Source organism: Pseudomonas sp. Irchel s3h17, from assembly GCF_900187505.1.
Classification (GTDB): Bacteria; Pseudomonadota; Gammaproteobacteria; order Pseudomonadales; family Pseudomonadaceae; genus Aquipseudomonas.
The window spans coordinates 29,204-54,162 of the sequence record NZ_FYDL01000008.1 but is presented as its reverse complement, the minus strand read 5'-3'; the positions used below and the strand labels follow the sequence as shown (position 1 = coordinate 54,162).

Here is a 24,959-nt window from a genome sequence, read left to right as displayed (position 1 = left end):
CCTTAGCCGCGTGCTTTGCGGATCAGTTCGATGTAGTCCTCGGCATTGCGCTGGTCCGAGACCAGGGCAATGAAGTCATTGCCGTGCTCATCCTTGCCATCGAAGTCATGGCCAGCCTCGACAAAGAACACCAGAAAACGCTCGAAATCGTCGATACGCAGGCCCCGGTAGGCCTTGATCAGTTTGTGCAGGGACGGTGAAGTCGTGTCAGCCGGCTCGAAATCGAGGAACAATTTGATCTGCGCATCGCCGATCTCGTCACCAATCAACTGCTTCTTATCTTTACGCATTGCCGACTCCAGCTCGCAGACATTTCGTTGGGCCGGCAGTTTACCCCTGCCCTGACCCAAGCCTCAACGACCAACCTTCAGCGCGAGCGCACGGCCCCGGTGTGCAGATCCGCCCAGACATGGCCATTGCCATAGCTGAGGAACTGGCAATACACCGTCCCGCTGCGCAGCAAGTCGATCACCACCCGGTACTGGGCCATTGGGTAATACAACGTGAGGGTCTTGGCCTGCTCGTCGTAAATCGGCTTTTTCAGGCTTTTGCTTTCGCCATCAAAGTTCACCAGCACCTGACTGATGCTCGCCCCTTTGTTCATGGCTTTGCCTTTGAGGCGAATCGTCAGGGGGGACGTGACCGGAATCGGTTGCTGGCTGGACTGGCGCTGGCTGCCGACCACCACCGAATACTCGGTCACCTGCAGCAATTGCTGCTGCTCGGGCGGCGTATCACGCAGGGTCAGGTCATCGGGGGGCAGAAACTGCCCGTGCATCAGCGCAGGGGCGGCCGCCAGCGGCAGGCTGACGCTCAATAACAGCGCGGCGCAACTGCGAATCAAAAGGCTCATGACGGGCTCCAGAATGCGGCTGAGCACTCTAGCATGGGCGCCAGGGCAGCAGACAAAGCAAAAGACCGCAGCCTGCGGGTTCGCGCAGATTGCGGTCTTCTGAAGGCCCTTGGGGGTCTTACATGCCTTTAACGGCGTAGATCCCGTTGGCGTTGCGCCAGTAACCCTTGTAGTCCATGCCGTAACCGAAGATGTAACGGTCGATGCATGGCAGGCCGACGAAGTCCGCCTTGAGATCAGGACGCGCCTTGCGGTCGTGGTCCTTGTCGATCAGTACGGCGGTGTGGACCTTGCGGGCGCCGGCGTGTTTGCAGAAGTCGATGATCGCGCCCAGGGTGTGACCTTCGTCGAGAATGTCGTCGATGATCAGCACGTCACGGTCGATGAACGACACTTCCGGCTTGGCTTTCCAGAACAGGTCGCCGCCGCTGGTTTCGTTGCGATAGCGGGTCGCGTGCAGGTAGGAAGCTTCCAGCGGAAACTTCAGATGAGTCAGCAGCTTTCCGGAGAAAATCAGGCCGCCGTTCATGACACAGAACACCACCGGATTGCTGTCAGCCAGTTGTTCGTTGATGTGTGCACCGACGCGGGCGATGGCCGCCTCGACTTCAGCTTCGGTGTACAGGCAGTCAGCCTCTCGCATGATTTGACGGATATGCTCGAGATCAGCGGACATGGCGCTCTCCAAGGGGGTGGCGGATTCGGAAAAGCGGGCAAAGGTACGCATCCAGACGAGCCAGATCAAGCGTTTCTGGACTAACGTACTGTATGTCTATAGGACAACACCCTCGGATAGATTAATCTAGGCCGGTTTTTTTGCCCGCCGCCGGAGCCTTTCCCTATGCCCATCCGTGAGATCCGCCACCCGCTGATCCGACACAAACTTGGCCTTATGCGCCGCGCAGACATTAGCACGAAGAATTTCCGTGAGCTTGCTCAGGAAGTCGGTGCACTGCTGACCTACGAGGCGACCAAAGACCTGCCCCTTGAATCCTATGACATCGAGGGCTGGTGCGGCACCGTTTCGGTCGAGAAAATCGCCGGTAAGAAAATTACCGTCGTGCCGATCCTGCGCGCCGGCATCGGCATGCTCGAAGGTGTACTGAGCCTGATCCCGGGCGCCAAAGTCAGCGCCGTGGGCGTGGCGCGCAACGAGGAAACCCTCGAAGCGCACACCTATCTGGAGAAGCTGGTTCCGGAGATCGACGAACGGTTGGCCATGATCATCGACCCGATGCTCGCCACTGGCGGCTCGATGGTCGCGACCATCGACCTGCTGAAAAAGGCCGGCTGCAAGGACATCTGCGCCATGGTCCTGGTGGCCGCCCCCGAAGGCATCGCCGTGGTAGAGAAGGCTCACCCGGACGTGACCATCTACACCGCCTCCATCGATCAGAAACTGAACGAACATGGCTACATCATTCCTGGGCTTGGCGATGCTGGCGACAAGATCTTCGGCACCAAGCAGAAGGACGCGTGAGCATGCAGGATGAGTTCAACGATCCGCTCTGGCGCCAGGTGTTGTCGGGTGCGCAGATGCTGTTCGTGGCGTTTGGCGCCCTGGTGTTGATGCCGCTGATTACCGGCCTCGACCCCAATGTCGCGCTGTTCACGGCGGGCCTGGGGACCATTTTGTTCCAGGTCGTGACCGGACGTCAGGTCCCGGTGTTCCTGGCGTCGAGCTTTGCCTTCATCACCCCGATCATTCTCGCCAAGGGCCAGTTCGGCCTGGCAGCGACCATGGGCGGGGTCATGGCGGCCGGTTTCGTCTACACCTTCCTGGGCCTGGCCGTGAAGATCAAGGGCACCGGGTTCATCGACCGCTTGCTGCCGCCGGTAGTCATTGGCCCGGTGATCATCTCGATCGGCCTGGCCATGGCGCCGATTGCCGCGAACATGGCCATGGGCAAGGCCGGCGACGGTACCGAGCTGATTCCTTACCAGACGGCAATGATGATCTCCATGCCGGCGCTGCTGACCACCCTGATCGTGGCGGTGTTCGGCAAAGGTATCTTCCGCCTGGTGCCGATCATCTCCGGCGTGCTGGTCGGGTTTGGCATGGCGTTTTTCTTCGGTGTCGTCGATACCGCGAAGATCGCCGCCGCGCCCTGGTTCGCGCTGCCGCAATTCACCGCACCCGAGTTCAACTGGCAGGCGATTCTGTTTATTGTCCCGGTGGCCCTGGCCCCGGCCATCGAACACATCGGCGGCGTGATCGCGGTCGGCAGTGTGACCGGTCGTGACTACCTGAAAAAGCCTGGCCTGCACCGTACGCTGTTTGGTGACGGGATCGCCACCACTGCAGCCGGCCTGCTCGGCGGCCCGCCCAACACCACCTACGCCGAAGTCACGGGCGCGGTGATGCTGACCAAGAACTACAACCCGAAGATCATGACCTGGGCGGCGATCTTTGCCATGAGCCTGGCGTTCATCGGCAAGTTCGGCGCGCTGCTGCAAAGCATTCCAGTGCCCGTCATGGGCGGGATTCTGTGCCTGTTGTTCGGTTCGATCGCGGCGGTGGGGATGAACACCATGATCCGCCACAAGATCGACCTGGGCGAAGCGCGCAACCTGGTGATTGTCTCGGTCACGCTGGTGTTCGGGATTGGCGGTGTGCTGGTCGGTACCGGTACCGGTCCGGATGACTTCGGCCTCAAGGGCATCGCGTTGTGCGCCATTGTGGCGATGGCGTTGAACCTGATCCTGCCGGGAAATGACGGCTGGAAGAAAAAACTGCCGGATGAACCGTCGTTGTAACCGACGACTCAATCCTCTGTGGCGAGGGAGCTTGCTCCCGCTGGGTCGCAAAGCGGCCCCAAGATCCTTGCAATCCATGAAGATTTTGTGAGTGCTGCGCACTCAAGCGGGAGCAAGCTCCCTCGCCACGACATACCCGCCTTCACTTCAATGTGTGTGTGTTCCTGCAAAACTATCGATGCCCTTTCACACAACCTCGCGGAACTGCGTTGAACCTGATCCTGCGGAGGAATAATGGCTGGAAAAAAACTGCCGGATGAGCCGTCGTTGTAACCGACGACTCAATCTCTGTGGCGAGGGAGCTTGCTCCCGCTGGGTCGCAAAGCGGCCCCAAGATCCTTGCAATCCATGAAGATTTTGTGAGTGCTACGCACTCAAGCGGGAGCAAGCTCCCTCGCCACGACATACCCGCCTTCACTTCAATGTGTGTGTTCCTGCAAAGCTATCGATGCCCTTTCACACAACCTCGCGGAACTGCGTTGAACCTGATCCTGCGGAGGAATAATGGCTGGAAAAAAACTGCCGGATGGGCCGTCGTTGTAACCGACGACTCAATCGCCTGTGGCGAGGGAGCTTGCTCCCGCTGGGTCGCAAAGCGGCCCCAAGATCCTTGCAATCCATGAAGATTTTGTGAGTGCTGCGCACTCAAGCGGGAGCAAGCTCCCTCGCCACGACATACCCGCCTTCACTTCAATGTGTGTGTTCCTGCAAAGCTATCGGCGCCCTTTCACACAAGGTGTTCAACGCCTGCGCCCACTGCGGGTCATCGTTCAGGCACGGCACCAGCACCAACTCCTCGCCGCCCGCCTCGCGGAACTGCTCCCGCCCACGATCACCGATTTCTTCCAGGGTTTCGATGCAGTCGGCGACAAACGCCGGGCACATCACCAGCACCTTCTTCACACCTTGTTTGGCCAACTGATCGAGACGGGCTTCAGTGTAAGGTTCGATCCATTTGGCGCGCCCCAACCGCGACTGGAATGACACTGACCATTTGCCGTCGGGCAACCCCATGCGCTCGGCCAATGCGGCCGCCGTGCGCAGGCATTGACCGCGATAACAGGTGGCAACCACCTCGGCAGGCGCACCGGCACAGCAATCGCCGCCGCCTTCAAAGCTATGGCCCGGGTTGAGCTTCTTCAGGTGCCGCTCCGGCAACCCGTGAAAACTCAGCAGCAGGTGATCGTAGTCCTGCTCAAGGTACGGCCTGGCACTGGCAGCCAAGGCATCGAGGTACTCGGGCTGATCGTAGAACGGCTGGAGAATCGAGAACTGCACATCCAGCTTCTTCTCACGCACGACCCGCCTGGCTTCCTCGACGACGGTCGTCACGGTGCTGTCAGCAAACTGCGGATACAGCGGTGCGAGCGTGACCTGCTTGATGCCTTGCGCAGCGATGCGTGTGAGCACCGTCTCAATCGACGGCTCGCCATAACGCATCGCCAGCTCGACCGGCCCTTGGGTCCACTGCGCGGTCATCACCTGCTGCAAGCGACGACTGAGCACCACCAGCGGCGAGCCTTCATCCCACCAGATCGAGGCATAGGCGTGGGCCGACTGCTCGGGGCGCTTGATCAGAATCAGCGAAACCAACAAGCGTCGCACCGGCCAGGGCAGGTCAATAACGTAGGGGTCCATCAGGAATTGATTGAGGTAGCTGCGCACGTCCGCGACTTGTGTGGAAGCGGGCGAGCCCAGGTTGACCAGGAGCAACGCGTGATCGGTCATGCAACGTCCTATTTCAAAGGCGGCTGGACAAGTCGTCCAGGGCCGCACGCAAATCAGTAAACCGGAAAGTGAAACCCGCCGCCATCAAGCGTGACGGCGTTGCCCGCTGGCCACCGAGCAGCAGCAGTGACAACTCGCCAAGGCCGACCTTGAGCACAAGGGATGGCAATGGCATGAACGCCGGCCGGTGCAGTACACCGGCCAATGTCTTGGCAAACTCGCGATTGCGCACCGGTTTGGGCGCGCAGGCATTATAAGGACCACTGGCGTCATTCTGATGCAGAAGAAAATCAATCAGGCCGATTTGATCCTCGATATGGATCCACGACATCCACTGCCGACCATTGCCAATCGGCCCGCCCAGCCCGGCTTTGAAGGGCAACAAGAGCCGCGACAAAAAGCCGCCGTCCGCCGACAGCACCAGGCCCGTGCGCACCAGCACCACGCGAATACCCAAGGCCTCGGCCCGCTGCGCGGTTTCTTCCCAGGCAATGCACAACTGGCTGGCGAAATCCTCGCTGACCGGGGGCGAGTCCTCGCTCAACTCACGTTCGCCACCGTCGCCGTACCAGCCCACGGCCGATCCGGAAATCATCACCCGCGGTTTCTGTTCGCGGCTGTCCAGCCATGCCAGCAGGGTTTCTGTCAGGCTGATCCGGCTACTCCAGAGCATTGCCTTGCGTCGATGGGTCCAGAGTCGGTTGGCGATGGGAGCCCCGGCCAGGTTGATCACCGCGTCCACCGATGCGGGGCCAATGTCTTCCAGGCGGCCAATGCCACGCACCTTGGCGCCACATAAGGCAGGCACCTTTTCCGGCTTGCGGCTCCACACCGTCAGGCTGTGCCCCTGGCTCAACCAGAGTCGGCACAGCTGACGTCCTATCAAACCAGTACCGCCGGTCAGCAATATGTGCATGACGTGTTCCTCGCGTGGCGTTTTACCCCGATCACTAGTCTATTTTTATAGGCAGGGATGTTTCGGATCGGGCGGCTCTGTGATTAACAATAGGCCAAGCTGCCAGAACGAGAACGCTGAAAGTTATACCAAAAAATAAAATTGTACAGGTTTGGCCCGAAGCGTAGCCTGTAGAGAAAGGTAAACGAGGCCCCCCATGACTGTACCCATCGCAATCATCGGCACCGGAATCGCCGGACTTTCTGCGGCACAAGCCCTGCAGGAAGCCGGGCACGTCGTGCAATTGTTCGATAAAAGCCGTGGCAGTGGCGGCCGCATGTCGAGCAAGCGCAGCGATGCTGGCTCACTGGACATGGGCGCACAGTATTTCACCGCCCGTGATCGCCGTTTCGTCACTGAAGTCCAGCGCTGGCATGCCAATGGCTGGGTCGCTGAATGGGCGCCTCAGCTCTACAACTTCCATGGCGGACAACTCAGTACCTCGCCGGACGAACAGACCCGCTGGGTGGGCACGCCCCGCATGAGCGCCATCACTCGCGCCCTGATCGGCGATACGGAAGTGCATTTCGCCTGCCGCATTACCGAAGTCTATCGTGGCGAAGAACATTGGCACCTGCAGGACGCCGAAGGCTTCACCCATGGCCCCTTCAGCCATGTCGTGATTGCGATGCCGGCACCCCAGGCCACGGCCTTGCTGGCGGCGGCACCGAAACTTGCCGGGGTTGCCGCGGGAGTAAAAATGGACCCGACCTGGGCCGTAGCCCTGGCCTTCGAAACGCCACTGGAAACGCCCATGGAAGGCTGCTTCGTCCAGGACAGCGCGCTCGACTGGCTGGCCCGCAATCGCAGCAAACCCGGGCGTGACAATACCCTGGATACCTGGATCCTGCATGCCACCAGCGCCTGGAGCCGACAACACATCGACCTGTCCAGGGAAGCGGTGATCGAGCAACTGCACGGTGCCTTCGCCGAGCTGTTGCACAGCGCCATGCCCGCCCCCAGCTTCAGCCTGGCCCATCGCTGGCTCTATGCCCGCCCGGCCGGCAACCATGAGTGGGGCGCACTGGCCGATGCCGACCTGGGCTTGTACGTGTGCGGCGACTGGTGCCTGTCCGGACGCGTAGAAGGCGCCTGGTTGAGCGGCCAGGAAGCTGCCCGCCGCTTGCACGCGCACCTGCAGTGAACACAATCGAATAAACAGGCCGCACGAACAACGCCCCGCGCCACCCCTGGCCTGCACCCACGAAAACTTATACAAACAATTTGACTTGTACATCATCGAATCTATGATCAAACAAAGCTGTACAGCGCCAATTACTTGTACAGGTTCAGATCCGAGGCACTTCGATGAACAGTCAGAGCGCGAGCAAACCGAAAATCGCTATCAGTGCCTGCCTGATGGGTGCCGAGGTCAGGTACAACGGCGGGCATAAAGCGTCCCGGCTGTGCAGCCAGGTCCTGGGCAATTACGTCGAGTGTGTCCCGGTGTGCCCCGAAGTCGCCATTGGCCTGGGGGTACCTCGCGAGCCGATTCGCCTGGTCGGCGACCTGCGGCAACCGCACGCCGTCGGCACCCTGAACCCCGAACTCGATGTCACCCAACAGTTGGCCGACTACGGGCAGCAGATGGCGGGTGAACTCGGCGACATCTGCGGCTATGTGTTCATGCAGAAATCACCCTCCTGTGGCCTGGAGCGGGTCAGGGTCTACCACACCAATGGCAACCCCCAGGACGGCGGCGCACGTGGCATCTACGCCCAGGCATTTTGCGCCCGACACCCAAGCATGCCGGTGGAAGAAGACGGCCGGCTCAACGATCCGATACTGCGCGAGAACTTCCTGACCCGAGTGTTCGTCTACGCCGCCTGGCAGGCCATGTTGCAAGCCGGGTTGAGCCGCCAGGGCCTGACCGACTTCCACGCCCGCTACAAGTACCTGCTGATGGCCCACAACCCGGTGCAATACAAGGTCTTGGGCAATCTGCTGGGCCGCTCGGACCCGAGCGATCCGAATGAGCTGGGCCCGCGTTACTTCAAGGCGCTGATGACCGCCCTCGCGCAATGCGCCACCCGCCGCACCCACAGCAACGTGCTGCAACACCTCGCCGGCTATTTCAAGCGCGCCATCAGCCGTGAGGATAAACAGGAAATGCAGCACCTCATCAGCCAGTACCGCCACGGCATCGTGCCGCTGGTGGTTCCCCTGACGTTGCTCAAGCATCACTTGCGCCAGCATCCCGACCCGTACGTTGCGCAGCAGGTCTACCTGCAACCGCACCCGGAAAATCTCAGCCTGCGAAATGCGATTTAAATGAAAAACCAACCCGATACCCTCGCCCAGGATGGCGGCGCCGGTTACCAACAGGCGCTGGCTGAAGGCTGGCTGCCGATCCGCGACGTGGCGCGCGTGACCGGCGTCAATGCCATCACCTTGCGCGCCTGGGAGCGCCGTTACGGGCTGATCGTGCCGCAGCGCAGCCCAAAGGGGCACCGCCTGTTCTCGGCCGACCATGTACAACGCATCCACACCATTGTGACCTGGCTCAACCGTGGCGTAGCCGTGAGCCAGGTCAAGCCGCTGCTCGACACGCCGCTGGCGTTCAGCACGGAGGTGGAAAGCGAATGGAAAGTCCTGCGCCAGAAACTGACCCGGTCCATCAGCCAGCTGGCCGAGCGGGAGGTCGACGATCTGATCAACCAGGCCATGTCGCTGTACCCGCCACGGACGTTGTGCGAGCAACTGCTGATGCCGCTGCTGGGCGAGCTCGAACAGCGCTGGCAGGGGCAGTTCGGCGCACGGATGGAACAACGGTTCTTCTATGGCTGGTTGCGCAGCAAATTGGGCGCCAGGCTCTACCACAACAACCGCCAGTTGCGCGGTGCGCCGCTGTTGCTGATCAACCACTCCGACCTGCCACTGGAGCCGCAACTGTGGCTGGCTGCCTGGCTGATCAGCAGCACCGACTGCCCGGTGGAAGTGTTCGACGGGCCGCTGCCGGCAGGCGAACTGGCCTTGGCGGTCGAGCACCTGCAAGCACGCGCGGTACTGCTGTATTCAAGCACGTCGATCAACCTCAAACAGCTGACAAGACTGCTGCACAACGTCAGTTGCCCAACCCTCATCGCCGGACCCACGGTGTGCATCCACCACACCGAACTGTCCGTGAGTACCACCAACTGCACTGATTTACTCCTCGCCAAAGACCCCTTGGCGGCCCACCAGATGCTGCTTGCGCGTGGACTCATTTAAATGCCCAAGGCCAACCCGACCCTGCAATTGATTTGGCTGCGTAACGACTTGCGCTTGCATGACAACACAGCGCTCTCGGCCGCCACGGCGCGCGGCCCGAGTGTGGCGCTGTACCTGTTGAGCGCCGAGCAATGGCTGGCCCACGATGATGCACCGTGCAAAGTGGACTTCTGGCTACGCAACCTGCGGCCATTGAGCCAGGCACTCGGCGAACTGAACATTCCCCTGCTGATCCGCAGCGCCCCCCACTGGGACGACGCCCCCGGGGTACTGGTCGCACTGTGCAACGAGCTGAACATCGAGGCCGTCCACGTCAACGAGGAATACGGCGTTCATGAGACACGCCGGGATACGGCCGTCAGCCAGGCCCTCGACGCCAGCGCAGTGGCTTTCCATCACTATCTGGACCAATTGCTGTTCAAGCCCGGCAGCGTGCTGACCAAGACCGGCACCTGGTTCAAGGTTTACAGCCAGTTCCGCAAAATCTGTCATGCCCGCTTGCAGGGCGCGCTGCCCCGGCTGGTGGCGCCCCCCAAGGCCCAGGCCCCCATGGCAATCGACAGCGACCCGATTCCCGAGCAGATCCCCGGCTTCGACACGCCGAGCGCACAGTTGCGCGCACTCTGGCCGGCAGGCGAGGACGAAGCGCTCCGACGACTTGAGTATTTCGCCCAGGCACAGATCCACTGTTACCAGGACGAACGCGACATGCCGGCCAAACCCGGCACCAGCCAGTTGTCGGCCTACCTCGCCGCCGGTGTGATTTCGCCCCGGCAATGCCTGCACGCCGCACTGCAAGCGAATCAGGGCGAGTTCGACAGTGGCAGCGTTGGCGCAGTGACCTGGATCAACGAGCTGCTGTGGCGCGAATTCTACAAACACATTCTGGTGGGCTACCCACGGGTCTCCCGGCACCAGGCCTTTCGCCCGGAAACCGAAGCCGTGGCCTGGCGCACAGCACCTGACGAACTGGCCGCCTGGAAAGAGGCGCGCACCGGCTTGCCCATCATCGACGCGGCCATGCGCCAACTGCTGGCCACCGGCTGGATGCACAACCGCCTGCGGATGGTGGTGGCGATGTTCCTGAGCAAAAACCTGTTGATCGACTGGCGTGAAGGCGAACGCTTTTTCATGCGTCACCTGATCGACGGCGACCTGGCGGCGAACAACGGTGGCTGGCAATGGAGTGCCTCCACGGGCACCGACGCGGCACCCTGGTTCCGGATCTTCAACCCGTTGAGCCAATCGGCAAAATTCGACCCCGAAGGGCTGTTTATCAAACACTGGCTGCCGGAGCTGGCCGGACTGGACAGCAAAGATATCCACAACCCGGCGGCCATGGGCGGATTGTTTGCCGTGGCAGGCTATCCGCTGCCCATCGTCAACCTCAGTCAAACGCGGGAGCGTGCACTGGCGGCGTTCAAACACCTGCCTGCGTCCCCGGACGGGTGTCGGGGCATAACGTGATGTACAGGTACCCACATTGGTTGACTGAAAGGAGAACGGGATGAGTCTCACGCCTCCACGGCGGTACTGGCTGACAGGCGCCAGCAATGGCATTGGCGCCGCTCTGACCGAAGAACTGTTGAAATCCGGTGCGCACCTGGCCGTCAGTGCACGCAAGAGCGCGTCCTTGAAGGTGCTCGCGCTGCGCTATCCCGGGCAAGTGCTGGTGGTCCCCGGTAACCTGACCAACAGCCAGACCGTGCGTGAAATCGGCGAACAGATCCAGCAGGCGTGGGGTGCGCTGGACAGCGTGATGCTCAACGCCGGCACCTGTGAATACGTCGACTCCCAACCGTTCGACCCATCGATCATCGAACATGTGGTGCGTACCAACCTGCTGGCCTGCAGCTATTGCACTGAAGCCGCCCTGCCCTTGCTACGTGCCGGCACGGCGCCCCATCTGGTGGGCATTGCCAGCCCGGTGACTTACCTGCCGCTGCCTCGGGCAGAGGCCCATGGCACGTCGAAGGCCGGCCTGCGTTACCTGTTTGAATCCTTGCGTATCGAACTGGCACCGGAGGGTATCGAAGTCACCATGGTCAGCCCCGGCGGGGTCGACACCGGACTGATCGAGGCAACGGAGTTCCCGATATCCCTGAGCTGGCCCGTCGATAAGGCAGCGCGGTACATCGTCGGGAAACTTAAACAGCGCCCATTGGAAATCGCCTTCCCGGCCTTGCATATGTCGCAACTGTGGCCACTGTCGAAACCGACTGACCAGGTCAAACTGGTGATCGGCAAACCCATGCTCAGGAGCTCGCCGCCCATCAAGGACTCGCCATGAGTGTCGCCGGCCGCAAGGCTGCGGCAAAACGTCCGTCAGAGCGTTCACACAGCCATGGCTCGCTGCCTTACACTGCCGGCCATGAACACCATCCCCCTCACCGAAATCGTCGAGCCTGCGGTCACCTGCTCAACCTGCGCGGCCTGCTGCTGCCAGCTCGAAGTCATGCTGATCACCGACACTGGCGTACCTGACCGGTTCATCGACACTGACGATTGGGGCGGGGAAGTCATGCTGCGCCTGGACGACGGCTGGTGCGCCGCACTGGATCGCGACACGATGATGTGCACCATCTACGAAAAACGCCCGCTGATCTGCCGGGAGTTCGAGATGGGGGCGCCAGAGTGCATCGAAGAGCGCCAGGGAATTGCGACGGCGTACCGCTGAGCGGTCGGATATTAACGGCCCGACTGACGCTTGGGTGGCAGCGACCCGCTGTTTGACGAACCAGGCTCGGAACAACAGAGGGTTTCCCACGCACAGCTGCCAGACTGACAGCTATGCAACCTGCACTACACCTCCACGCTTCAGCTGAAAAAACCTACAGCATTCAAAGAAGCGCCTGATTTAATTCCCTCCCCCTCCTCGCCTAGCGTGCTCGTCCCTACCGATCACATAAGGACGTGTCTGGCATGAGGCGCTATCACATCACCGTCGGAGCCAAAACCACCGTCAACGGCACCGTGCTTACCGGCTACGCATACAGCACCATCAATGGCCAGGCCATGGCCCGCGAAGGCGATGAGGTCGATTGCCCGGAATGCGACAGCACCGGGGTCATCGTCTGCGACGGCCCGCACCTGGTGGACCTGCTGGATGGCCGCCCCGCCGCCCTCGACGGCGACCTCTGCAGTTGCAAGTGCGACCCGCCGCCGCGACTGATTGCCAACCAGAATCTCAGGTGCCAGTTGTTCGACGATGTCGCGCCACGCCCCCGAGCCACTGCTCAACCCGCAGCGCCAACCGCACGCCACCCGGTAGCCGAGCCGCGCCCCTCCAGCTTCACCCCTGCACCGGCGCCGAACCGTCCCTCGTCGACCTTCGCGCCGCTGCCCGGACAGGTCTGCGAGAACCTCTGGCGCGAGTACCAGCAAAGAGCCGAAGCCATCGTGGCGCCAGGCGGCACCCTGATCGCCGATCCCAAGGCACGTAACCGCGCGATCAATGCCGCCTACGCCCAGCTCTGGCTACACGATCCGCGCTTGCAGTGGGCCGGGCTCGCCGCCTTCGCCTCGAAACAGGTGGGCTGTGGCCTGCTGCACGCCGCCGACTCGATCGACAAGATCCAGGCCGAACATGAAGCCGCACAGCACCTCAAGCGTAGCGCCAGGACAGGGTTGTTTGGCTTGTTCAGCAGCAGTGAAGATGAGCGGCAAGCGAAGCTGGGGGACTACGAGCAGGCACAACGGGACTACGAGCACGCCATCGGCAACAACCCGCTGCCGAGCATCGACCTCAGGCGCGAGGGTGAACCGCTGTCGATGGCGCAGCAGCTGTACCAGTATGTGTATGAGATGCTGGCCATGGGCAATACCACGCTGTTCCTGGACGTTTATCCGCTGCATGTTTTCTACAAGGAGCGGGGGTTGGGGGCGCTCGAAACCTGCCTGCCTTCGCGCAAGAATATTTATGGGTCTGACCAGTACCCCGTGCTATGGCCGGTCGGGCAGGAGACACTAGAGTTCGGTACTAATTATAAGGAAATCCTGCAAGCCTTCGAGGCCATTGAGGCTGGCAATATCGCCAAAAGTGTTGACCATCTTGCTAGGCACGAACAGGTCAATATTTTGCAACCGTCGATGTACAGCGACCCGAAACTAGTCGCTCTGCTGCGCGGCAATCACTTCTCTTATGTCACGAACTTTCCATCCGGCGTCGCTCAAGCTATCGAACTGACCCTGGCCAGCCAATGCCGGCCTGTCGATGACGGACGCACCATTGGCTTCAGCAACAACCCCGTAGCCGACCTGTCCGATATCCACCAGCGAATGGCGTTCGTGCTCAAGGCCGCGGCACAGTTTGATAATCTGTTACATAGCGGCAACCGCTACCAAATTCAGCAGTCGATTGAGGACATCGCCGCAGGTGGGGGCGTGCGATAAGCCTGACGCAACGTGTCGGTTGGCGACGCGGTGTGTTTGCACTCGCGGTCGCGGCCCTCATTGCATGGGCGGCGATTGCAGCGCAATCGGAAAAGGAAATCGTGCTGATGATAGGTGAACCTTACGAGGCCATGCGCCAGCGCTCCAGTGCGGCCATTGGTCCAGCCATTCCCGGGCAAGTGTCGTTCAACATTCCCCAGTCGGATGCCCGCCTGCTTTTCATAGACCCTCAATATGGGTTTGTGACCCCATTGGCCCGTTTCTTCACCGTTATCTACCGAAATGAGTTGATCTACAGTGTCCGAATGTCCCCACAAATCGAGCCGCTGCTACTCGACGATACACTCAAGGTCGTGCTGGAGCTGCAGGAGCAATGGCGCAAAGCCGGCTGGATACCGACCCGGGCCAATGACTTTCCACCGTTCGCCGACACCCCGCAATGGCGAGCTCAATTGCGAGACGTAAGTAAAGGGGGAACAACCTACTGGCAAGCGGGAAATCAGTACCAAGTGATGATGGTGGTCAATCGCTTCAGGGACTATAAGCGCCCCACTGAAGAGCGTTACCTCATCAAACTGCAGCTTGCCACGCCATGGGTGAAGCCATGACCCATCGCCTCGATGATGGACACACCATTGGTTTGGACAACAACCTCATGACCAACCTGTCCGACCTCCATCAGCGCATGCCTTTTGTGCTCAAGGCCGCGGCACAGTTTGACGAGCTGTTGCATGACGGCAACCGCTATCAGATCGAACAGGCGCTTCGGGATATCGCCGCAGGTGCGGGCGTGCGATGAGCCTGATGCAACGTCTGGGTTGGCGACGCGGTGTGATTGCACTCGCGGTCGCTGCCTGCATTGCGTGGGCGGCGATTGCAGCGCAATCGGAAAAGGAAATCGCGCTGGTAATTGGCGAACCTTACGAGGCCATGCGCCAGCGTTCCAGTGCGACCATTGGTCCAGCCATTCCTGGACGAGCCTGGTTCAATATGCCCAAGTCGGATGCCCGCCTGCACTTCATCGACCCTCACTTCGGGTTTGTGACCCCACTGGCTCGCTTTTTCACGGTTATGTTCGATGATGAATTGATCGACGGTGTCCGAATGTCCCCGCAAATCGAGCCGCTGCTACTCGACGATACACTCAAGGTCGTGCTGGAGCTGCAGGAGCAATGGCGCAAAGCCGGCTGGATACCGACCCGGGCCAATGACTTTCCACCGTTCGCCGACACCCCGCAATGGCGAGCTCAATTGCGAGACGTAAGTAAAGGGGGAACAACCTACTGGCAAGCGGGCAATCAGTACCAAGTGATGATGGTGGTCAATCGCTTCAGGGACTATAAGCACCCCACTGAAGAGCGTTACCTCATCAAACTGCAGCTTGCCACGCCATGGGTGAAGCCATGACCCATCGCCTCGATGATGGACACACCATTGGCTTGGACAACAGCCTCATGACCAACCTGTCCGACCTCCATCAGCGCATGACTTTTGTGCTCAAGGCCGCGGCACCGTTTGACGAGCTGTTGCATGACGGCAACCGCTATCAGATCGAACAGGCGCTTCGGGATATCGCCGCAGGTGGGGGGCGTGCGATGAGCCTGACGCAACGTGCGGGTTGGCGACCCCACAGGCTCTCTTTTTCACGGTTATGTTCGATGATGAATTGATCAACGGTATCCGGGCGGCAAATCGAACCGCTGCTGTTCGACGACACGCTCAAGCGTCGTGCTGGATTTGCAGGAGCAATGGCGCAAAGCTGGCTGGACGCCGATCCGGATCAAGGAAGACCCACCATTCGCCGACACGCTGCAATGGCGTGCCCAATTGCGGGACGTGAACAAAGGCGGTACGTCTTGCTGGCAAGCAGGCAACCCGTATCAAGCAATGCTGGTGGTCGGTCGTCTCGAGGACAATAAGCGCCCCGAAGAAGAGCGCTACCTCATCACGCTGGCAATGGCCAAGCCATGGGTCAGGCCTTGAGCCGGCACCTAGTTGTATGCCCGTGCTTGCACCCAAGCCAGGCCATCATTGCCCGCGACAACCATTTCACCAACGCGATGGAGAAACCTTTGCCGCCTACAGCGGCATCGTGTAGTGCAACGAGTAATTCTCGACACCGTCGTTCGGGTGGCTGATGCCGCCGTTGGAGTAATGAATGGCGCGAAACCCGACCTCGTGTCCGCCGGTAAAGCGCAGGCCGAAGCCAAAGCGGTCTTCGAACTGAAAAGACGATCCGAGCTGGTTGTCTTCCACTTCCGTATGAACAAACGCCGCCACGCCAATCCCGGCTTCCAGGTAAGGCTTGATGTTTTCCCCGGAGAATTCATAAACGAATACAGGCGAGAACGACAGGCTATGATTGCTCGATGTCTCGTCGCCATCCCAGAAGGTGTAGGCCCCGCTCCAGTAACCGGTCACGCGGCCGATGTCACTCTGCAACCAGCTCTTGTCCCAATCGAATTGCATACCCAGGCGGTAGACCATGGTCGATTCGCTGGTCTCACCCACCGCGAACTCCACACCGGCTGCTTGCGCGCCATAGCTTTGCCCCAAAAGTGCGGCTGCAATCGCAGCCAGGCAGAACAGTCGCTTCAGTCGCTTCATCAGAAACATCCTTTTCGCGAGCGTTTTTGTAGTTTTTTTGGCTTGGTAGTCGCTGCAATAGAATGAAGCCTTCGCGTGAACGTTCGGCCCGATTGAATCGCTTCCTGACAACGACCTACAGGCTGAAGCTTCGCACAACCCCGGCGTTATTCCAGAGTATCGGCAAGATATTTCCAAAGTGCTGCGCGCTGCCACTGGTCCAGAACTGCGCAGGGCTCGCCGGCCCCTCGGCCAGCAGTTCGCGTTCGGCCAGCAAGCGCTGGAGCTGTCGGGCCACCGCGGCACCGGTATCGATCAGGCTGATGTCGGTCGGAATCAGTTGCCTGAGCAACGGCTTGAGAAAGGGGTAATGGGTGCAGCCGAGAATAATGGTGTCGCAGCCGGCCGCCAACAAGGGTTCGAGGTAACCGCCCAGCAGAGCGCGCAATGCCGGGCTGTGCAGGTCCCCCGCTTCAATCAAGTCCACCAGGCCAGGGCAAGGTTGAGTGACGACCTGGACATCGGTCGCGAAACGGTCGAGCAAGGCCGCGAACTTGGCACTCTGCAAGGTGCCGGTAGTGGCCAGCACACCGACCACGCCACTGCGGGTCGCCGCCGCTGCCGGCTTGACCGCTGGCTCCATGCCAACGATTGGCCAGTGCGGGTAATCACGGCGTAGATCCGCGACACCCGCCACAGTGGCCGTGTTGCACGCCACGACGATCGCCTTGGCGCCCTGCGCCACAAAAAAATCGGCCATTACGCTGCAACGCTGGCGAATGAACTCCGGGGTTTTCTCGCCGTAGGGAATGTTCCCGCAATCACCGACGTACAGCAGTGATTCATTGGGCAGCAGTCGCTGGATTTCCGCCAGCACCGACAACCCACCGACGCCGGAATCGAATACGCCGATAGGCGCTTCACGCATGCTTGCCCCCACACACACTGCAACCTGGATCACGCTTGACCCGCAGTTCGCGGAAGCGGGTGCCCAAGGCATCGATCAACAACAAGCGCCCAACCAGCGGCTCACCGAACCCCACCAGCAGCTTCAGCGCCTCAAGCGCTTGCAGGCTGCCCACCAGCCCCACCAACGGGCCGATCACACCCGCCTCGCTGCAGGTCAGCTCGGCTTCGCTGCCGTGTCCGTACAAACAGTGATAACACGGGCTGTCGGCACGACGCGGGTCAAACACCGACAGCTGGCCTTCCAGGCGAATGGCCGCGCCACTGACCAGGGGTATGCGGGCCGCCACGCAGGCCGCATTCACCGCCTCACGGGTGGAAAAGTTGTCGGAGCAGTCGAGCACCAGGTCGACCGCCGATACCGCGGCGGCCAGTGAGTCTTCATCCAGCGCAGCGCGATGGGGGATCAACTGGATCTCGGGGTTGATCGCCTTCAGACGACCCATGGCCGAGTCGACCTTGCTCAGGCCGACGCTGTCGGTGTCATGAATGATCTGGCGTTGCAGGTTGGTCAGGTCGACCGTGTCGAAGTCCGCCAGATGCAACTGGCCAACCCCGGCCGCCGCCAGGTACAGCGCGACCGGCGCCCCCAGCCCACCGAGGCCGATGATCAGCACGCGGCTCTGCTTGAGTCGCAATTGACCGTCGATGTCGACGTGTTGCAACAGAATCTGCCGGCTATAGCGCAACAGCTCCTGATCATTCAGCACGGTAGACGCCCCAGACTGATACGTTCATGGCCGCCGAGGTCCTTGCGGCTGTGGACCTCTTCAAAGCCCTGGCTCAGCAACAGATCGCGCACGGCGTCGGCCTGATCGTAGCCGTGCTCGAGCATCAACCAGCCTCCGGCTTCCAGATGCTGCGGTGCCTGGTCAACGATCAAGCGCAAGTCATCAAGGCCGTCAGCGCCGGCCACCAGCGCACTGGCCGGCTCAAAACGCACGTCCCCGACCGCCAGGTGCGGGTCGGCAGCGGCAATATAAGGCGGGTTGCTGATAATCAGCGTGTAGCGATGCTCTTTCAACGCGCTGAACCAGTGACTGCTGAGCACACTGACATTGCTCAGGTGCAGACGCTGGCGATTGCGCTCGGCCAGGGCCACGGCTTCGAGGACCCGGTCCACGGCCGTGACCTGCCAGGCCGGCCGCTCGCTGGCCAGCGCCAGGGCAATCGCGCCACTGCCGGTGCCCAGGTCGAGTACCTTGGCCGGTGTCGCGGGCAACAGGTCCAGCGCGGTTTCCACCAGCAATTCGGTGTCCGGACGCGGGATCAGCGTGTGCGGTGCCACTTCCAGGTCCAGCTTCCAGAAACCCTGCTGGCCGAGGATATAGGCCACCGGCTCGCCGGAGCGACGACGCTGCAGGTACTCGGCAAAGACCAGCGCGGCTTCGCTGGGAACAATGCGCTCGGGCCAGGTGTGCAGGAAGCTGCGGGACTTGCCCAAGGCCGCGGCCAGCAGCAGCTCGGCATCCAGACGCGCGGTCGGCGAGTCAGGCAGGTCGGCGGCGCGTAACAAACTGGCAATGATGGTCATTTACTCACCTATCGCTGCCAGTTGGTCAGCCTGATACTCGGCCAGTAACGGCTCGATCACGGCATCAATGCCACCGGCAAGGATTTCATCAAGGGAATACAACGTCAGGTTGACCCGGTGGTCCGTGACCCGGCCCTGGGCAAAGTTGTAGGTGCGGATCCGCTCGGAGCGATCACCGGAGCCCACCAACAACTTGCGCTCACTGGCAATGGCATTGGCCGCGGCGCTGGTTTGCTGATCGTTGAGCTTGGCCGACAGCCAGGACATCGCCCGTGCCCGGTTCTTGTGCTGGGAGCGCTCTTCCTGGCATTCGACCACGATGCCCGACGGCAAGTGGGTAATCCGGATGGCCGAGTCGGTCTTGTTGACGTGCTGGCCACCGGCACCGGAGGACCGATACGTGTCGACGCGCAAGTCCGATGGATTGATCTCGATCGCTTCCTGCTCGTCAGGCTCCGGCAATACCGCCACGGTGCAGGCCGAAGTGTGGATACGGCCCTGGGATTCAGTGGCCGGAACCCGTTGCACGCGGTGCGCGCCGGATTCGAACTTCAGCTTGCCGTAGACGTTGTCGCCTTCGACGCGTGCAATGACTTCTTTATAGCCACCGTGTTCGCCTTCGTTTTCCGAGAGAATCTCGACCCGCCAGCCACGTCGTTCGGCGTAACGCGAATACATGCGGAACAGGTCGCCGGAGAAGATCGCCGCCTCGTCACCGCCGGTGCCGGCGCGGATCTCCAGGAACACGTTGCGTCCGTCGTTCGGGTCCTTGGGCAGCAGCATGCGTTGCAGGCTGGCTTCGAGTTCGATCAGTTGCTCCTTGGCTTCGCGGACTTCTTCCACGGCCATTTCGCGCATGTCCGGATCGCTGTCCTTGAGCAGCGCCTGAGCGCCCTCAAGGTCGTCCTGTACTTTGAGCAGCTGCTTATAGGTGGCGACAATCGGCTCGACTTCCGCGTACTCCTTGGAGTAGGTACGGAACTTGTTCTGATCGGAAATGACTTCGCCATCGCCGAGCAAGGCGGTCAGTTCCTCGAAGCGGTCCTGGAGGATGTCCAGCTTATTGAGCAGTGACGCTTTCATTGCGTTTTTTTATCCGAAGAGCTATCCGACGCGCCCTCACCGAGGGCAAAGAGTTCCTGGGCCATGGCCAACGCATCGAGGCGGCCTTCGGCAGTCAGCTTTTTCAACTGCACGCTTGGGGCGTGCAGCAGTTTGTTGGTCAGGCCTCGGGCCAGTTGCACCAGCACATCCTCGGCACTGCTGCCGTTGGCGAGCATGCGCTGGGCCTTTAGCAGCTCTTCGTCACGCAGGCGTTCGCTCTGTTGACGATAGGCTTTGAGGACGTCGACCGCCGCCAGCTCACGCAGGCGAACCATGAAATCGTCGGCGCCAATGGACACCATCTCTTCCGCCGCCTGGGCTGCACCCTGGCGGCTCTTGAGGTTCTCGGCAACCACTTCGTGGAGATCGTCGACGCTATACAGATAGACGTCGTCCAGCTCGCCCACTTCCGGCTCGATATCCCGAGGTACGGCGATATCCACCATGAAAATCGGTTTGTGCTTGCGCAATTTCAAGGCGCTTTCCACCGCGCCCTTGCCCAGGATCGGCAATTGGCTGGCCGTGGAGCTGATCACGATATCGCTGCGCACCAGCTCCGCCGGGATGTCCGAGAGCAACACAGCGTGGGCACCAAACTGCTCAGCAAGGAGGCTTGCGCGCTCCAGGGTCCGGTTGGCGACGACGATCCGCTTCACCCCCAGCTCATGCAAATGGCGGGCGACCAGGGTAATGGTCTCGCCAGCGCCGATCAGCAACGCCTGGCTGCGCTGCAGGTCGCTGAAGATCTGTTTGGCCAGGCTGACCGCGGCAAACGCCACGGACACCGGGTTTTCACCGATCGCGGTGTCGGTGCGCACTTGCTTGGCGGCGTTGAAGGTCGCCTGGAACAAACGCCCCAGCAGCGGGCCGATGGTGCCGGCTTCGCGCGCCACGGCATAGGCCGATTTCATCTGGCCGAGAATCTGTGGCTCGCCCAGCACCAGCGAGTCGAGCCCGGAGGCGACCCGCATCATGTGACGAACTGCCGCATCCTCTTCATGCACATAAGCACTCGCGCGCAGCTCATCGAGGCTTAAATGATGGTAATCGGCCAACCAGCGCAGCACCCCATCCGCCGAAAGATGATCCTGTTCTATATAGAGTTCGCTGCGATTGCAGGTGGAGAGGATCGCAGCTTCGCGGCTGTCGGTGAGTCGGCAGAGCTGCTGCAGGGCCTCAACCAGCTGTTCCGGAGTAAACGCCACGCGCTCGCGGACGTCTACGGAAGCAGTCTTGTGGTTAATACCAAGTGCAAGGAAGGCCATTCAAGGTCGCTGATGATGTCGAGAAGCCGACAATTGTCCTACTTCGCCAGACTCAGAACAACCACCGTTGACTATTGTCCTAATGCCTTGTGTCTTTAAAGGCCCCCTGTAGGAGCGAGCTTGCTCGCGAAAAACTCAAGGGCATCACGCTTATTCAGGGTGTCCGCTTCATCGTTGACGACCATCGCGAGCAAGCTCGCTCCTACATAAAGAGATTAAGAGCGCCCCGGTTATGTTTGGCCGAAGGCTTGTGTCATGATGATCCGACCGCAGGTTAGTCGTCCTCTTCCTATATGAATAGATCTTCCGCGTTGCTCCTCGCTTTTGTCTTCCTAAGCGGCTGCCAGGCCTTGGCACCCGTTTCGACGGACGGTACGCCGCCGGTTGAAGGCAGCACTCCAGCCCCTGAAAAGCCCAAGGTCTACAGCTCGTTCAGCGAAGACACTATCTTCAGCCTGTTGAGTGCCGAACTGGCCGGTCAGCGCAATCGCTACGACATTGCCCTGGACAACTACGTGACCCAGGCCATCAATACCCAGGATCCTGGCATCTCCGAGCGCGCCTTTCGCATCGCCGAGTACCTGGGCGCCGACCAGGCCGCGCTCGACAGCGCACTGATCTGGGCGAAAAACGCCCCGAACGACCTCGAGGCACAACGCGCCGCCGCCATACAACTGGCGCGCAGTGGGCGTTATGACGACTCCATGGTCTATATGGAGAAGGTCCTGCAAGGCAAGGGCGATACCCATTTCGACTTCCTTGCCCTGTCGGCAGCCGATACCGACCAGGACACCCGCAACGGCCTGATGAAAAGTTTCGACCGTTTGTTGCAGCGTCACCCGAACAACGGTCAGCTGATTTTCGGCAAGGCCTTGCTGCTGCAGCAGGACGGTGACTCCCAGGGCGCACTGACCCTGTTGGAAAACCATCCACCGGAAGAAGGCGAAATAGCGCCGATCCTCCTGCGCGCACGCTTGCTGCAAAGCCTCAATCGTGGCGATGAGTCGCTGCCGCTGCTGAAAAAAAGCATTCGCAAGTACCCGGACGACAAACGCCTGCGCCTGACCTATGCTCGCCTGCTGGTTGAGCAGGACCGCATGGACGACGCGAAAACCGAGTTTTCAAGCCTGGTCCAGCAGTACCCGGAAGACGACGAACTGCGTTACTCCCTGGCACTCGTTTGCCTGGAAGCCAAGGCCTGGGAAGAAGCCAAGGGCTACCTGGAAGACCTGATTGCCCGGGACAGCCACGTCGACTCCGCGCACCTTAACCTGGGGCGCATCGCCGAAGAGCGCAATGACCCCCAAGGTGCCCTGATCGAGTATGGCCAGGTTGCCCCGGGCGCCGATTACCTGCCGGCCCAGTTGCGCCAGGCCGACATCCTGATGGACAACGGGCGTACCGCCGAAGCCCAGGCCCGCCTGGCGAAAGAGCGCGATGAAGAACCGGACTATGCGATCCAGCTGTACCTGATCGAAGTCGAAACCCTGTCCGCCAATAAACACGAAGACCGTGCCTGGGCCATCCTCGACAAAGCCTTGAAGCAGTACCCGGATGACCTGAACCTGCTGTACACCCGGGCCATGCAGGCGGAAAAACGCAATGACCTGGCGCAGATGGAAAAAGACCTGCGACAGATCATCAAGCGCGACCCGGACAACGCCATGGCACTCAACGCCCTGGGTTATACCCTGTCCGATCGCACGACCCGCTACGCCGAAGCCAAGTCCCTGATCGAAAAAGCCCATCAATTGAGCCCGGAAGACCCGGCAGTTCTCGACAGCCTCGGCTGGGTGAATTTCCGCCTGGGCAATCTCGATGACGCCGAGCGCTATTTGCGCCAGGCCCTGGAACGCTTCCCCGACCAGGAAGTCGCCGCGCACCTGGGCGAAGTCCTGTGGGCCAAGGGCCAACAACGCGAAGCCAGAAAAATCTGGGCCAAGTTCCTCAAGGAACAGCCTGACAGCCCCATCCTGCGCAGCACCATCAAGCGCCTGACCGGATCCGAGACCCTTTAACATCATGTTTTTGCGCCACGTTATCGTTTTCAGCTTCATCGCCCTGCTCGCCGGCTGTGCGGGTTTTGGTGCCCGTGAATCCCTCGAGGGTCAAGGCAACCCCGCGCAATGGCGCGTGCAAAAACAGCAACTGACAGCCCTCGATGGCTGGCAGATCGACGGCAAGATCGGCATTCGCGCCCCGAAAGACTCGGGTAGCGGCACCCTGTTCTGGCTGCAGCGCCAGGATTACTACGATATCCGCCTCTCCGGCCCTCTGGGTCGTGGCGCAGCCCGCCTGACCGGTCGCCCCGGCGACGTCACGCTGGAAGTTGCCAACCAGGGTCGCTACACCGCGCCAAGCCCGGACGCCCTGCTCGAAGAACAGATGGGCTGGAAGCTGCCGGTGTCCAATCTGGCCTGGTGGGTTCGCGGACTCCCGGCGCCGAGCAGCAAAAGCCGCTTGTCGCTGGATGCCAACAGCCGCCTGGCCAGCCTTGAGCAAGACGGCTGGAAGGTCGAATACACCGCCTATACACAGCAAAACGGTTACTGGCTGCCCGAGCGGATCAAACTGCACGGCCGCGACCTTGATGTCACGCTGGTGATCAAGGCCTGGCAACCTCGCAAGTTGGGCCAATGACATGCCTGCACATCGCCTGACGCTGCCTTCGCCGGCAAAACTCAATTTGATGCTGCATATTCTCGGTCGCCGTGAAGACGGTTATCACGAACTGCAGACGCTGTTTCAATTTCTCGACTACGGCGACGAAATCACCTTTGCGGTGCGCGATGACGGCGTCATTCACCTGCACACCGAATTCGAAGGCGTCCCCCATGACAGCAATCTGATCGTCAGGGCCGCCAGGAAAATCCAGGAGCAATCCGGTTGTTCGCTGGGCGTTGATATCTGGATCGAAAAAATCCTGCCCATGGGGGGTGGAATCGGCGGTGGCAGTTCGAATGCCGCCACCACCCTGCTGGGCCTCAACCATCTCTGGCAACTGGGTTGGGATGAAGATCGCCTGGCCGCCCTGGGCCTGACACTGGGCGCGGACGTCCCGGTTTTCGTGCGTGGCCACGCGGCTTTCGCCGAGGGCGTGGGAGAAAAGCTCACCCCTGTAGACCCTGCCGAGCCATGGTATGTCGTGCTCGTACCGCAAGTATCTGTAAGTACAGCAGAAATTTTTTCAGATCCATTGTTGACACGTAACTCATCTCCCATTAAAGTGCGCCCCGTTCCCAAGGGAAACAGTCGAAATGACTGCTTGCCGGTGGTCACAAGGCGTTATCCAGAAGTACGTAACGCTTTGGATTTGTTAGGTAAATTTACCGAAGCAAAACTCACCGGAACTGGAAGTTGTGTGTTTGGGGGCTTCCCAAGCAAAGCTGAAGCTGATAAAGTCTCGGCCCTTCTCACAGAGACCCTTACAGGGTTTGTAGCAAAAGGAAGCAACGTTTCGATGTTGCATCGCAAGCTACAAGGTCTGCTCTAAAAGGAATCGAGTACTGGGTACTCGTTGCAACAGATACAGGGGCGTCGCCAAGCGGTAAGGCAGCAGGTTTTGATCCTGCCATGCGTTGGTTCGAATCCAGCCGCCCCTGCCATTTT

Annotated in this window: 27 protein-coding genes, 1 tRNA gene and 1 pseudogene; 18 read left to right on the top strand and 11 right to left on the bottom strand. The window is 60.6% G+C overall.

All coding sequences use genetic code 11. The features are described from left to right. Positions 1-2: 2 nt before the first annotated feature. The 3 genes from CKW25_RS12955 to CKW25_RS12945 form a co-directional block, all read right to left on the bottom strand. Positions 3-290: a PA4642 family protein gene (locus tag CKW25_RS12955; protein ID WP_095079735.1), complete on the bottom strand. Its 288-nt coding sequence runs from the start codon at positions 288-290 to the stop codon at positions 3-5. Between the two features lie 77 nt (positions 291-367). Continuing rightward, complete coding sequence (locus CKW25_RS12950) at positions 368-853, bottom strand: hypothetical protein (protein ID WP_095079731.1); 486 nt, start codon at positions 851-853, stop codon at positions 368-370. Positions 854-971: 118 nt separating this feature from the next. Continuing rightward, on the bottom strand, positions 972-1,529 hold the full coding sequence (locus CKW25_RS12945) for a hypoxanthine-guanine phosphoribosyltransferase (RefSeq protein WP_095080052.1): 558 nt from the start codon (positions 1,527-1,529) through the stop codon (positions 972-974). A 165-nt stretch (positions 1,530-1,694) separates the two neighbouring features. Here CKW25_RS12945 and upp point away from each other — a divergent pair, with 165 nt between their 5' ends. Further along, entirely contained in the window at positions 1,695-2,333 is a 639-nt protein-coding gene (gene upp / locus CKW25_RS12940) for a uracil phosphoribosyltransferase (protein ID WP_095079728.1), read from the top strand. A 2-nt stretch (positions 2,334-2,335) separates the two neighbouring features. Continuing rightward, complete coding sequence (locus tag CKW25_RS12935) at positions 2,336-3,610, top strand: uracil-xanthine permease family protein (protein WP_095079726.1); 1,275 nt, start codon at positions 2,336-2,338, stop codon at positions 3,608-3,610. A gap of 690 nt (positions 3,611-4,300) precedes the next feature. Here the strand turns inward: CKW25_RS12935 and hemH are convergent. Next, complete coding sequence (gene hemH / locus CKW25_RS12920) at positions 4,301-5,338, bottom strand: ferrochelatase (RefSeq protein WP_095079724.1); 1,038 nt, start codon at positions 5,336-5,338, stop codon at positions 4,301-4,303. 13 nt (positions 5,339-5,351) lie between these two features. Beyond that, positions 5,352-6,254, bottom strand: coding sequence for a TIGR01777 family oxidoreductase (locus tag CKW25_RS12915; protein WP_095079722.1), 903 nt, complete (start codon positions 6,252-6,254; stop codon positions 5,352-5,354). A 196-nt stretch (positions 6,255-6,450) separates the two neighbouring features. On the opposite strand from CKW25_RS12915, the gene CKW25_RS12910 reads away from it, so the two are divergent. From CKW25_RS12910 to CKW25_RS12860, 12 genes and pseudogenes are all read left to right on the top strand, one after another. Beyond that, positions 6,451-7,437, top strand: coding sequence for an NAD(P)/FAD-dependent oxidoreductase (locus CKW25_RS12910; RefSeq protein WP_095079720.1), 987 nt, complete (start codon positions 6,451-6,453; stop codon positions 7,435-7,437). Positions 7,438-7,601: 164 nt separating this feature from the next. Next, positions 7,602-8,564 (top strand): DUF523 and DUF1722 domain-containing protein, encoded by a 963-nt coding sequence (locus tag CKW25_RS12905; RefSeq protein WP_095079718.1) that lies wholly within the window; start codon positions 7,602-7,604, stop codon positions 8,562-8,564. Next, complete coding sequence (locus CKW25_RS12900; protein ID WP_095079716.1) at positions 8,565-9,503, top strand: MerR family transcriptional regulator; 939 nt, start codon at positions 8,565-8,567, stop codon at positions 9,501-9,503. It abuts the gene before it with no gap. A gap of 21 nt (positions 9,504-9,524) precedes the next feature. Beyond that, on the top strand, positions 9,525-10,970 hold the full coding sequence (gene phrB, locus CKW25_RS12895) for a deoxyribodipyrimidine photo-lyase (protein WP_095080051.1): 1,446 nt from the start codon (positions 9,525-9,527) through the stop codon (positions 10,968-10,970). Between the two features lie 40 nt (positions 10,971-11,010). Next, complete coding sequence (locus tag CKW25_RS12890) at positions 11,011-11,793, top strand: SDR family oxidoreductase (protein ID WP_095079715.1); 783 nt, start codon at positions 11,011-11,013, stop codon at positions 11,791-11,793. Between the two features lie 81 nt (positions 11,794-11,874). Beyond that, positions 11,875-12,180, top strand: coding sequence for a YkgJ family cysteine cluster protein (locus tag CKW25_RS12885; RefSeq protein ID WP_095080050.1), 306 nt, complete (start codon positions 11,875-11,877; stop codon positions 12,178-12,180). Between the two features lie 245 nt (positions 12,181-12,425). After that, positions 12,426-13,895 carry a PAAR domain-containing protein gene (locus tag CKW25_RS12880; protein WP_095079713.1) on the top strand — a complete coding sequence of 490 codons (1,470 nt, stop codon included), beginning with the start codon at positions 12,426-12,428 and terminating at the stop codon, positions 13,893-13,895. Beyond that, complete coding sequence (locus tag CKW25_RS12875; protein ID WP_095079711.1) at positions 13,892-14,503, top strand: hypothetical protein; 612 nt, start codon at positions 13,892-13,894, stop codon at positions 14,501-14,503. Before CKW25_RS12880 ends, CKW25_RS12875 begins: the two co-directional genes overlap by 4 nt. Then, a complete protein-coding gene (locus CKW25_RS12870) occupies positions 14,500-14,694 on the top strand; it encodes a hypothetical protein (protein ID WP_143497319.1) in 195 nt (64 codons plus the stop codon). The genes CKW25_RS12875 and CKW25_RS12870 overlap by 4 nt, the downstream gene beginning before the upstream one ends. Beyond that, positions 14,691-15,302, top strand: coding sequence for a hypothetical protein (locus tag CKW25_RS12865; protein WP_095079707.1), 612 nt, complete (start codon positions 14,691-14,693; stop codon positions 15,300-15,302). The genes CKW25_RS12870 and CKW25_RS12865 overlap by 4 nt, the downstream gene beginning before the upstream one ends. Further along, positions 15,299-15,565 carry a hypothetical protein gene (locus tag CKW25_RS26235; RefSeq protein WP_143497317.1) on the top strand — a complete coding sequence of 89 codons (267 nt, stop codon included), beginning with the start codon at positions 15,299-15,301 and terminating at the stop codon, positions 15,563-15,565. Before CKW25_RS12865 ends, CKW25_RS26235 begins: the two co-directional genes overlap by 4 nt. Next, positions 15,511-15,878: pseudogene (locus CKW25_RS12860) on the top strand (hypothetical protein); the annotation flags it as partial. The gene CKW25_RS26235 and the pseudogene CKW25_RS12860, both read left to right, overlap by 55 nt. Positions 15,879-15,974: 96 nt before the next feature. On the opposite strand, the gene CKW25_RS12855 reads toward CKW25_RS12860, so the two are convergent. From CKW25_RS12855 to hemA, 6 genes are all read right to left on the bottom strand, one after another. Next, positions 15,975-16,493, bottom strand: a complete 519-nt coding sequence (locus CKW25_RS12855) for an acyloxyacyl hydrolase (protein WP_095080049.1) — start codon at positions 16,491-16,493, stop codon at positions 15,975-15,977. A gap of 124 nt (positions 16,494-16,617) precedes the next feature. Next, positions 16,618-17,409, bottom strand: a complete 792-nt coding sequence (gene murI, locus CKW25_RS12850; protein WP_095079705.1) for a glutamate racemase — start codon at positions 17,407-17,409, stop codon at positions 16,618-16,620. Continuing rightward, the gene (locus tag CKW25_RS12845) at positions 17,402-18,157 is read right to left on the bottom strand and encodes a molybdopterin-synthase adenylyltransferase MoeB (RefSeq protein WP_095079703.1); all 756 of its coding nucleotides are present in this window, start codon (positions 18,155-18,157) and stop codon (positions 17,402-17,404) included. Before CKW25_RS12845 ends, murI begins: the two co-directional genes overlap by 8 nt. Continuing rightward, entirely contained in the window at positions 18,151-18,981 is an 831-nt protein-coding gene (gene prmC, locus CKW25_RS12840) for a peptide chain release factor N(5)-glutamine methyltransferase (RefSeq protein WP_095079701.1), read from the bottom strand. Before prmC ends, CKW25_RS12845 begins: the two co-directional genes overlap by 7 nt. Further along, positions 18,982-20,064 (bottom strand): peptide chain release factor 1, encoded by a 1,083-nt coding sequence (prfA, locus tag CKW25_RS12835; protein ID WP_095079699.1) that lies wholly within the window; start codon positions 20,062-20,064, stop codon positions 18,982-18,984. Further along, complete coding sequence (gene hemA, locus CKW25_RS12830) at positions 20,061-21,350, bottom strand: glutamyl-tRNA reductase (protein ID WP_095079697.1); 1,290 nt, start codon at positions 21,348-21,350, stop codon at positions 20,061-20,063. The genes prfA and hemA overlap by 4 nt, the downstream gene beginning before the upstream one ends. 293 nt (positions 21,351-21,643) lie before the next feature. On the opposite strand from hemA, the gene CKW25_RS12825 reads away from it, so the two are divergent. The 4 genes from CKW25_RS12825 (at position 21,644) to CKW25_RS12810 (ending at position 24,955) form a co-directional block, all read left to right on the top strand. Next, complete coding sequence (locus tag CKW25_RS12825; RefSeq protein WP_095079694.1) at positions 21,644-23,368, top strand: tetratricopeptide repeat protein; 1,725 nt, start codon at positions 21,644-21,646, stop codon at positions 23,366-23,368. A 4-nt stretch (positions 23,369-23,372) separates the two neighbouring features. After that, positions 23,373-23,990 (top strand): lipoprotein insertase outer membrane protein LolB, encoded by a 618-nt coding sequence (gene lolB, locus CKW25_RS12820; RefSeq protein ID WP_095079692.1) that lies wholly within the window; start codon positions 23,373-23,375, stop codon positions 23,988-23,990. A gap of 1 nt (position 23,991) precedes the next feature. After that, on the top strand, positions 23,992-24,843 hold the full coding sequence (gene ispE, locus CKW25_RS12815) for a 4-(cytidine 5'-diphospho)-2-C-methyl-D-erythritol kinase (RefSeq protein ID WP_095079691.1): 852 nt from the start codon (positions 23,992-23,994) through the stop codon (positions 24,841-24,843). A 37-nt stretch (positions 24,844-24,880) separates the two neighbouring features. Beyond that, positions 24,881-24,955: transfer RNA gene (locus tag CKW25_RS12810), tRNA-Gln, on the top strand. Positions 24,956-24,959: the final 4 nt, after the last annotated feature.

Coding starts and splice junctions, on each gene's coding strand:
- CKW25_RS12955 (WP_095079735.1), bottom strand. CDS start 290: ATGCGTAAAGATAAGAAGCAGTTGATTGGTGACGAGATCGGCGATGCG.
- CKW25_RS12950 (WP_095079731.1), bottom strand. CDS start 853: ATGAGCCTTTTGATTCGCAGTTGCGCCGCGCTGTTATTGAGCGTCAGC.
- CKW25_RS12945 (WP_095080052.1), bottom strand. CDS start 1,529: ATGTCCGCTGATCTCGAGCATATCCGTCAAATCATGCGAGAGGCTGAC.
- upp (WP_095079728.1), top strand. CDS start 1,695: ATGCCCATCCGTGAGATCCGCCACCCGCTGATCCGACACAAACTTGGC.
- CKW25_RS12935 (WP_095079726.1), top strand. CDS start 2,336: ATGCAGGATGAGTTCAACGATCCGCTCTGGCGCCAGGTGTTGTCGGGT.
- hemH (WP_095079724.1), bottom strand. CDS start 5,338: ATGACCGATCACGCGTTGCTCCTGGTCAACCTGGGCTCGCCCGCTTCC.
- CKW25_RS12915 (WP_095079722.1), bottom strand. CDS start 6,254: ATGCACATATTGCTGACCGGCGGTACTGGTTTGATAGGACGTCAGCTG.
- CKW25_RS12910 (WP_095079720.1), top strand. CDS start 6,451: ATGACTGTACCCATCGCAATCATCGGCACCGGAATCGCCGGACTTTCT.
- CKW25_RS12905 (WP_095079718.1), top strand. CDS start 7,602: ATGAACAGTCAGAGCGCGAGCAAACCGAAAATCGCTATCAGTGCCTGC.
- CKW25_RS12900 (WP_095079716.1), top strand. CDS start 8,565: ATGAAAAACCAACCCGATACCCTCGCCCAGGATGGCGGCGCCGGTTAC.
- CKW25_RS12890 (WP_095079715.1), top strand. CDS start 11,011: ATGAGTCTCACGCCTCCACGGCGGTACTGGCTGACAGGCGCCAGCAAT.
- CKW25_RS12885 (WP_095080050.1), top strand. CDS start 11,875: ATGAACACCATCCCCCTCACCGAAATCGTCGAGCCTGCGGTCACCTGC.
- CKW25_RS12880 (WP_095079713.1), top strand. CDS start 12,426: ATGAGGCGCTATCACATCACCGTCGGAGCCAAAACCACCGTCAACGGC.
- CKW25_RS12870 (WP_143497319.1), top strand. CDS start 14,500: ATGACCCATCGCCTCGATGATGGACACACCATTGGTTTGGACAACAAC.
- CKW25_RS12865 (WP_095079707.1), top strand. CDS start 14,691: ATGAGCCTGATGCAACGTCTGGGTTGGCGACGCGGTGTGATTGCACTC.
- CKW25_RS26235 (WP_143497317.1), top strand. CDS start 15,299: ATGACCCATCGCCTCGATGATGGACACACCATTGGCTTGGACAACAGC.
- murI (WP_095079705.1), bottom strand. CDS start 17,409: ATGCGTGAAGCGCCTATCGGCGTATTCGATTCCGGCGTCGGTGGGTTG.
- prmC (WP_095079701.1), bottom strand. CDS start 18,981: ATGACCATCATTGCCAGTTTGTTACGCGCCGCCGACCTGCCTGACTCG.
- prfA (WP_095079699.1), bottom strand. CDS start 20,064: ATGAAAGCGTCACTGCTCAATAAGCTGGACATCCTCCAGGACCGCTTC.
- hemA (WP_095079697.1), bottom strand. CDS start 21,350: ATGGCCTTCCTTGCACTTGGTATTAACCACAAGACTGCTTCCGTAGAC.
- CKW25_RS12825 (WP_095079694.1), top strand. CDS start 21,644: ATGAATAGATCTTCCGCGTTGCTCCTCGCTTTTGTCTTCCTAAGCGGC.
- lolB (WP_095079692.1), top strand. CDS start 23,373: ATGTTTTTGCGCCACGTTATCGTTTTCAGCTTCATCGCCCTGCTCGCC.
- ispE (WP_095079691.1), top strand. CDS start 23,992: ATGCCTGCACATCGCCTGACGCTGCCTTCGCCGGCAAAACTCAATTTG.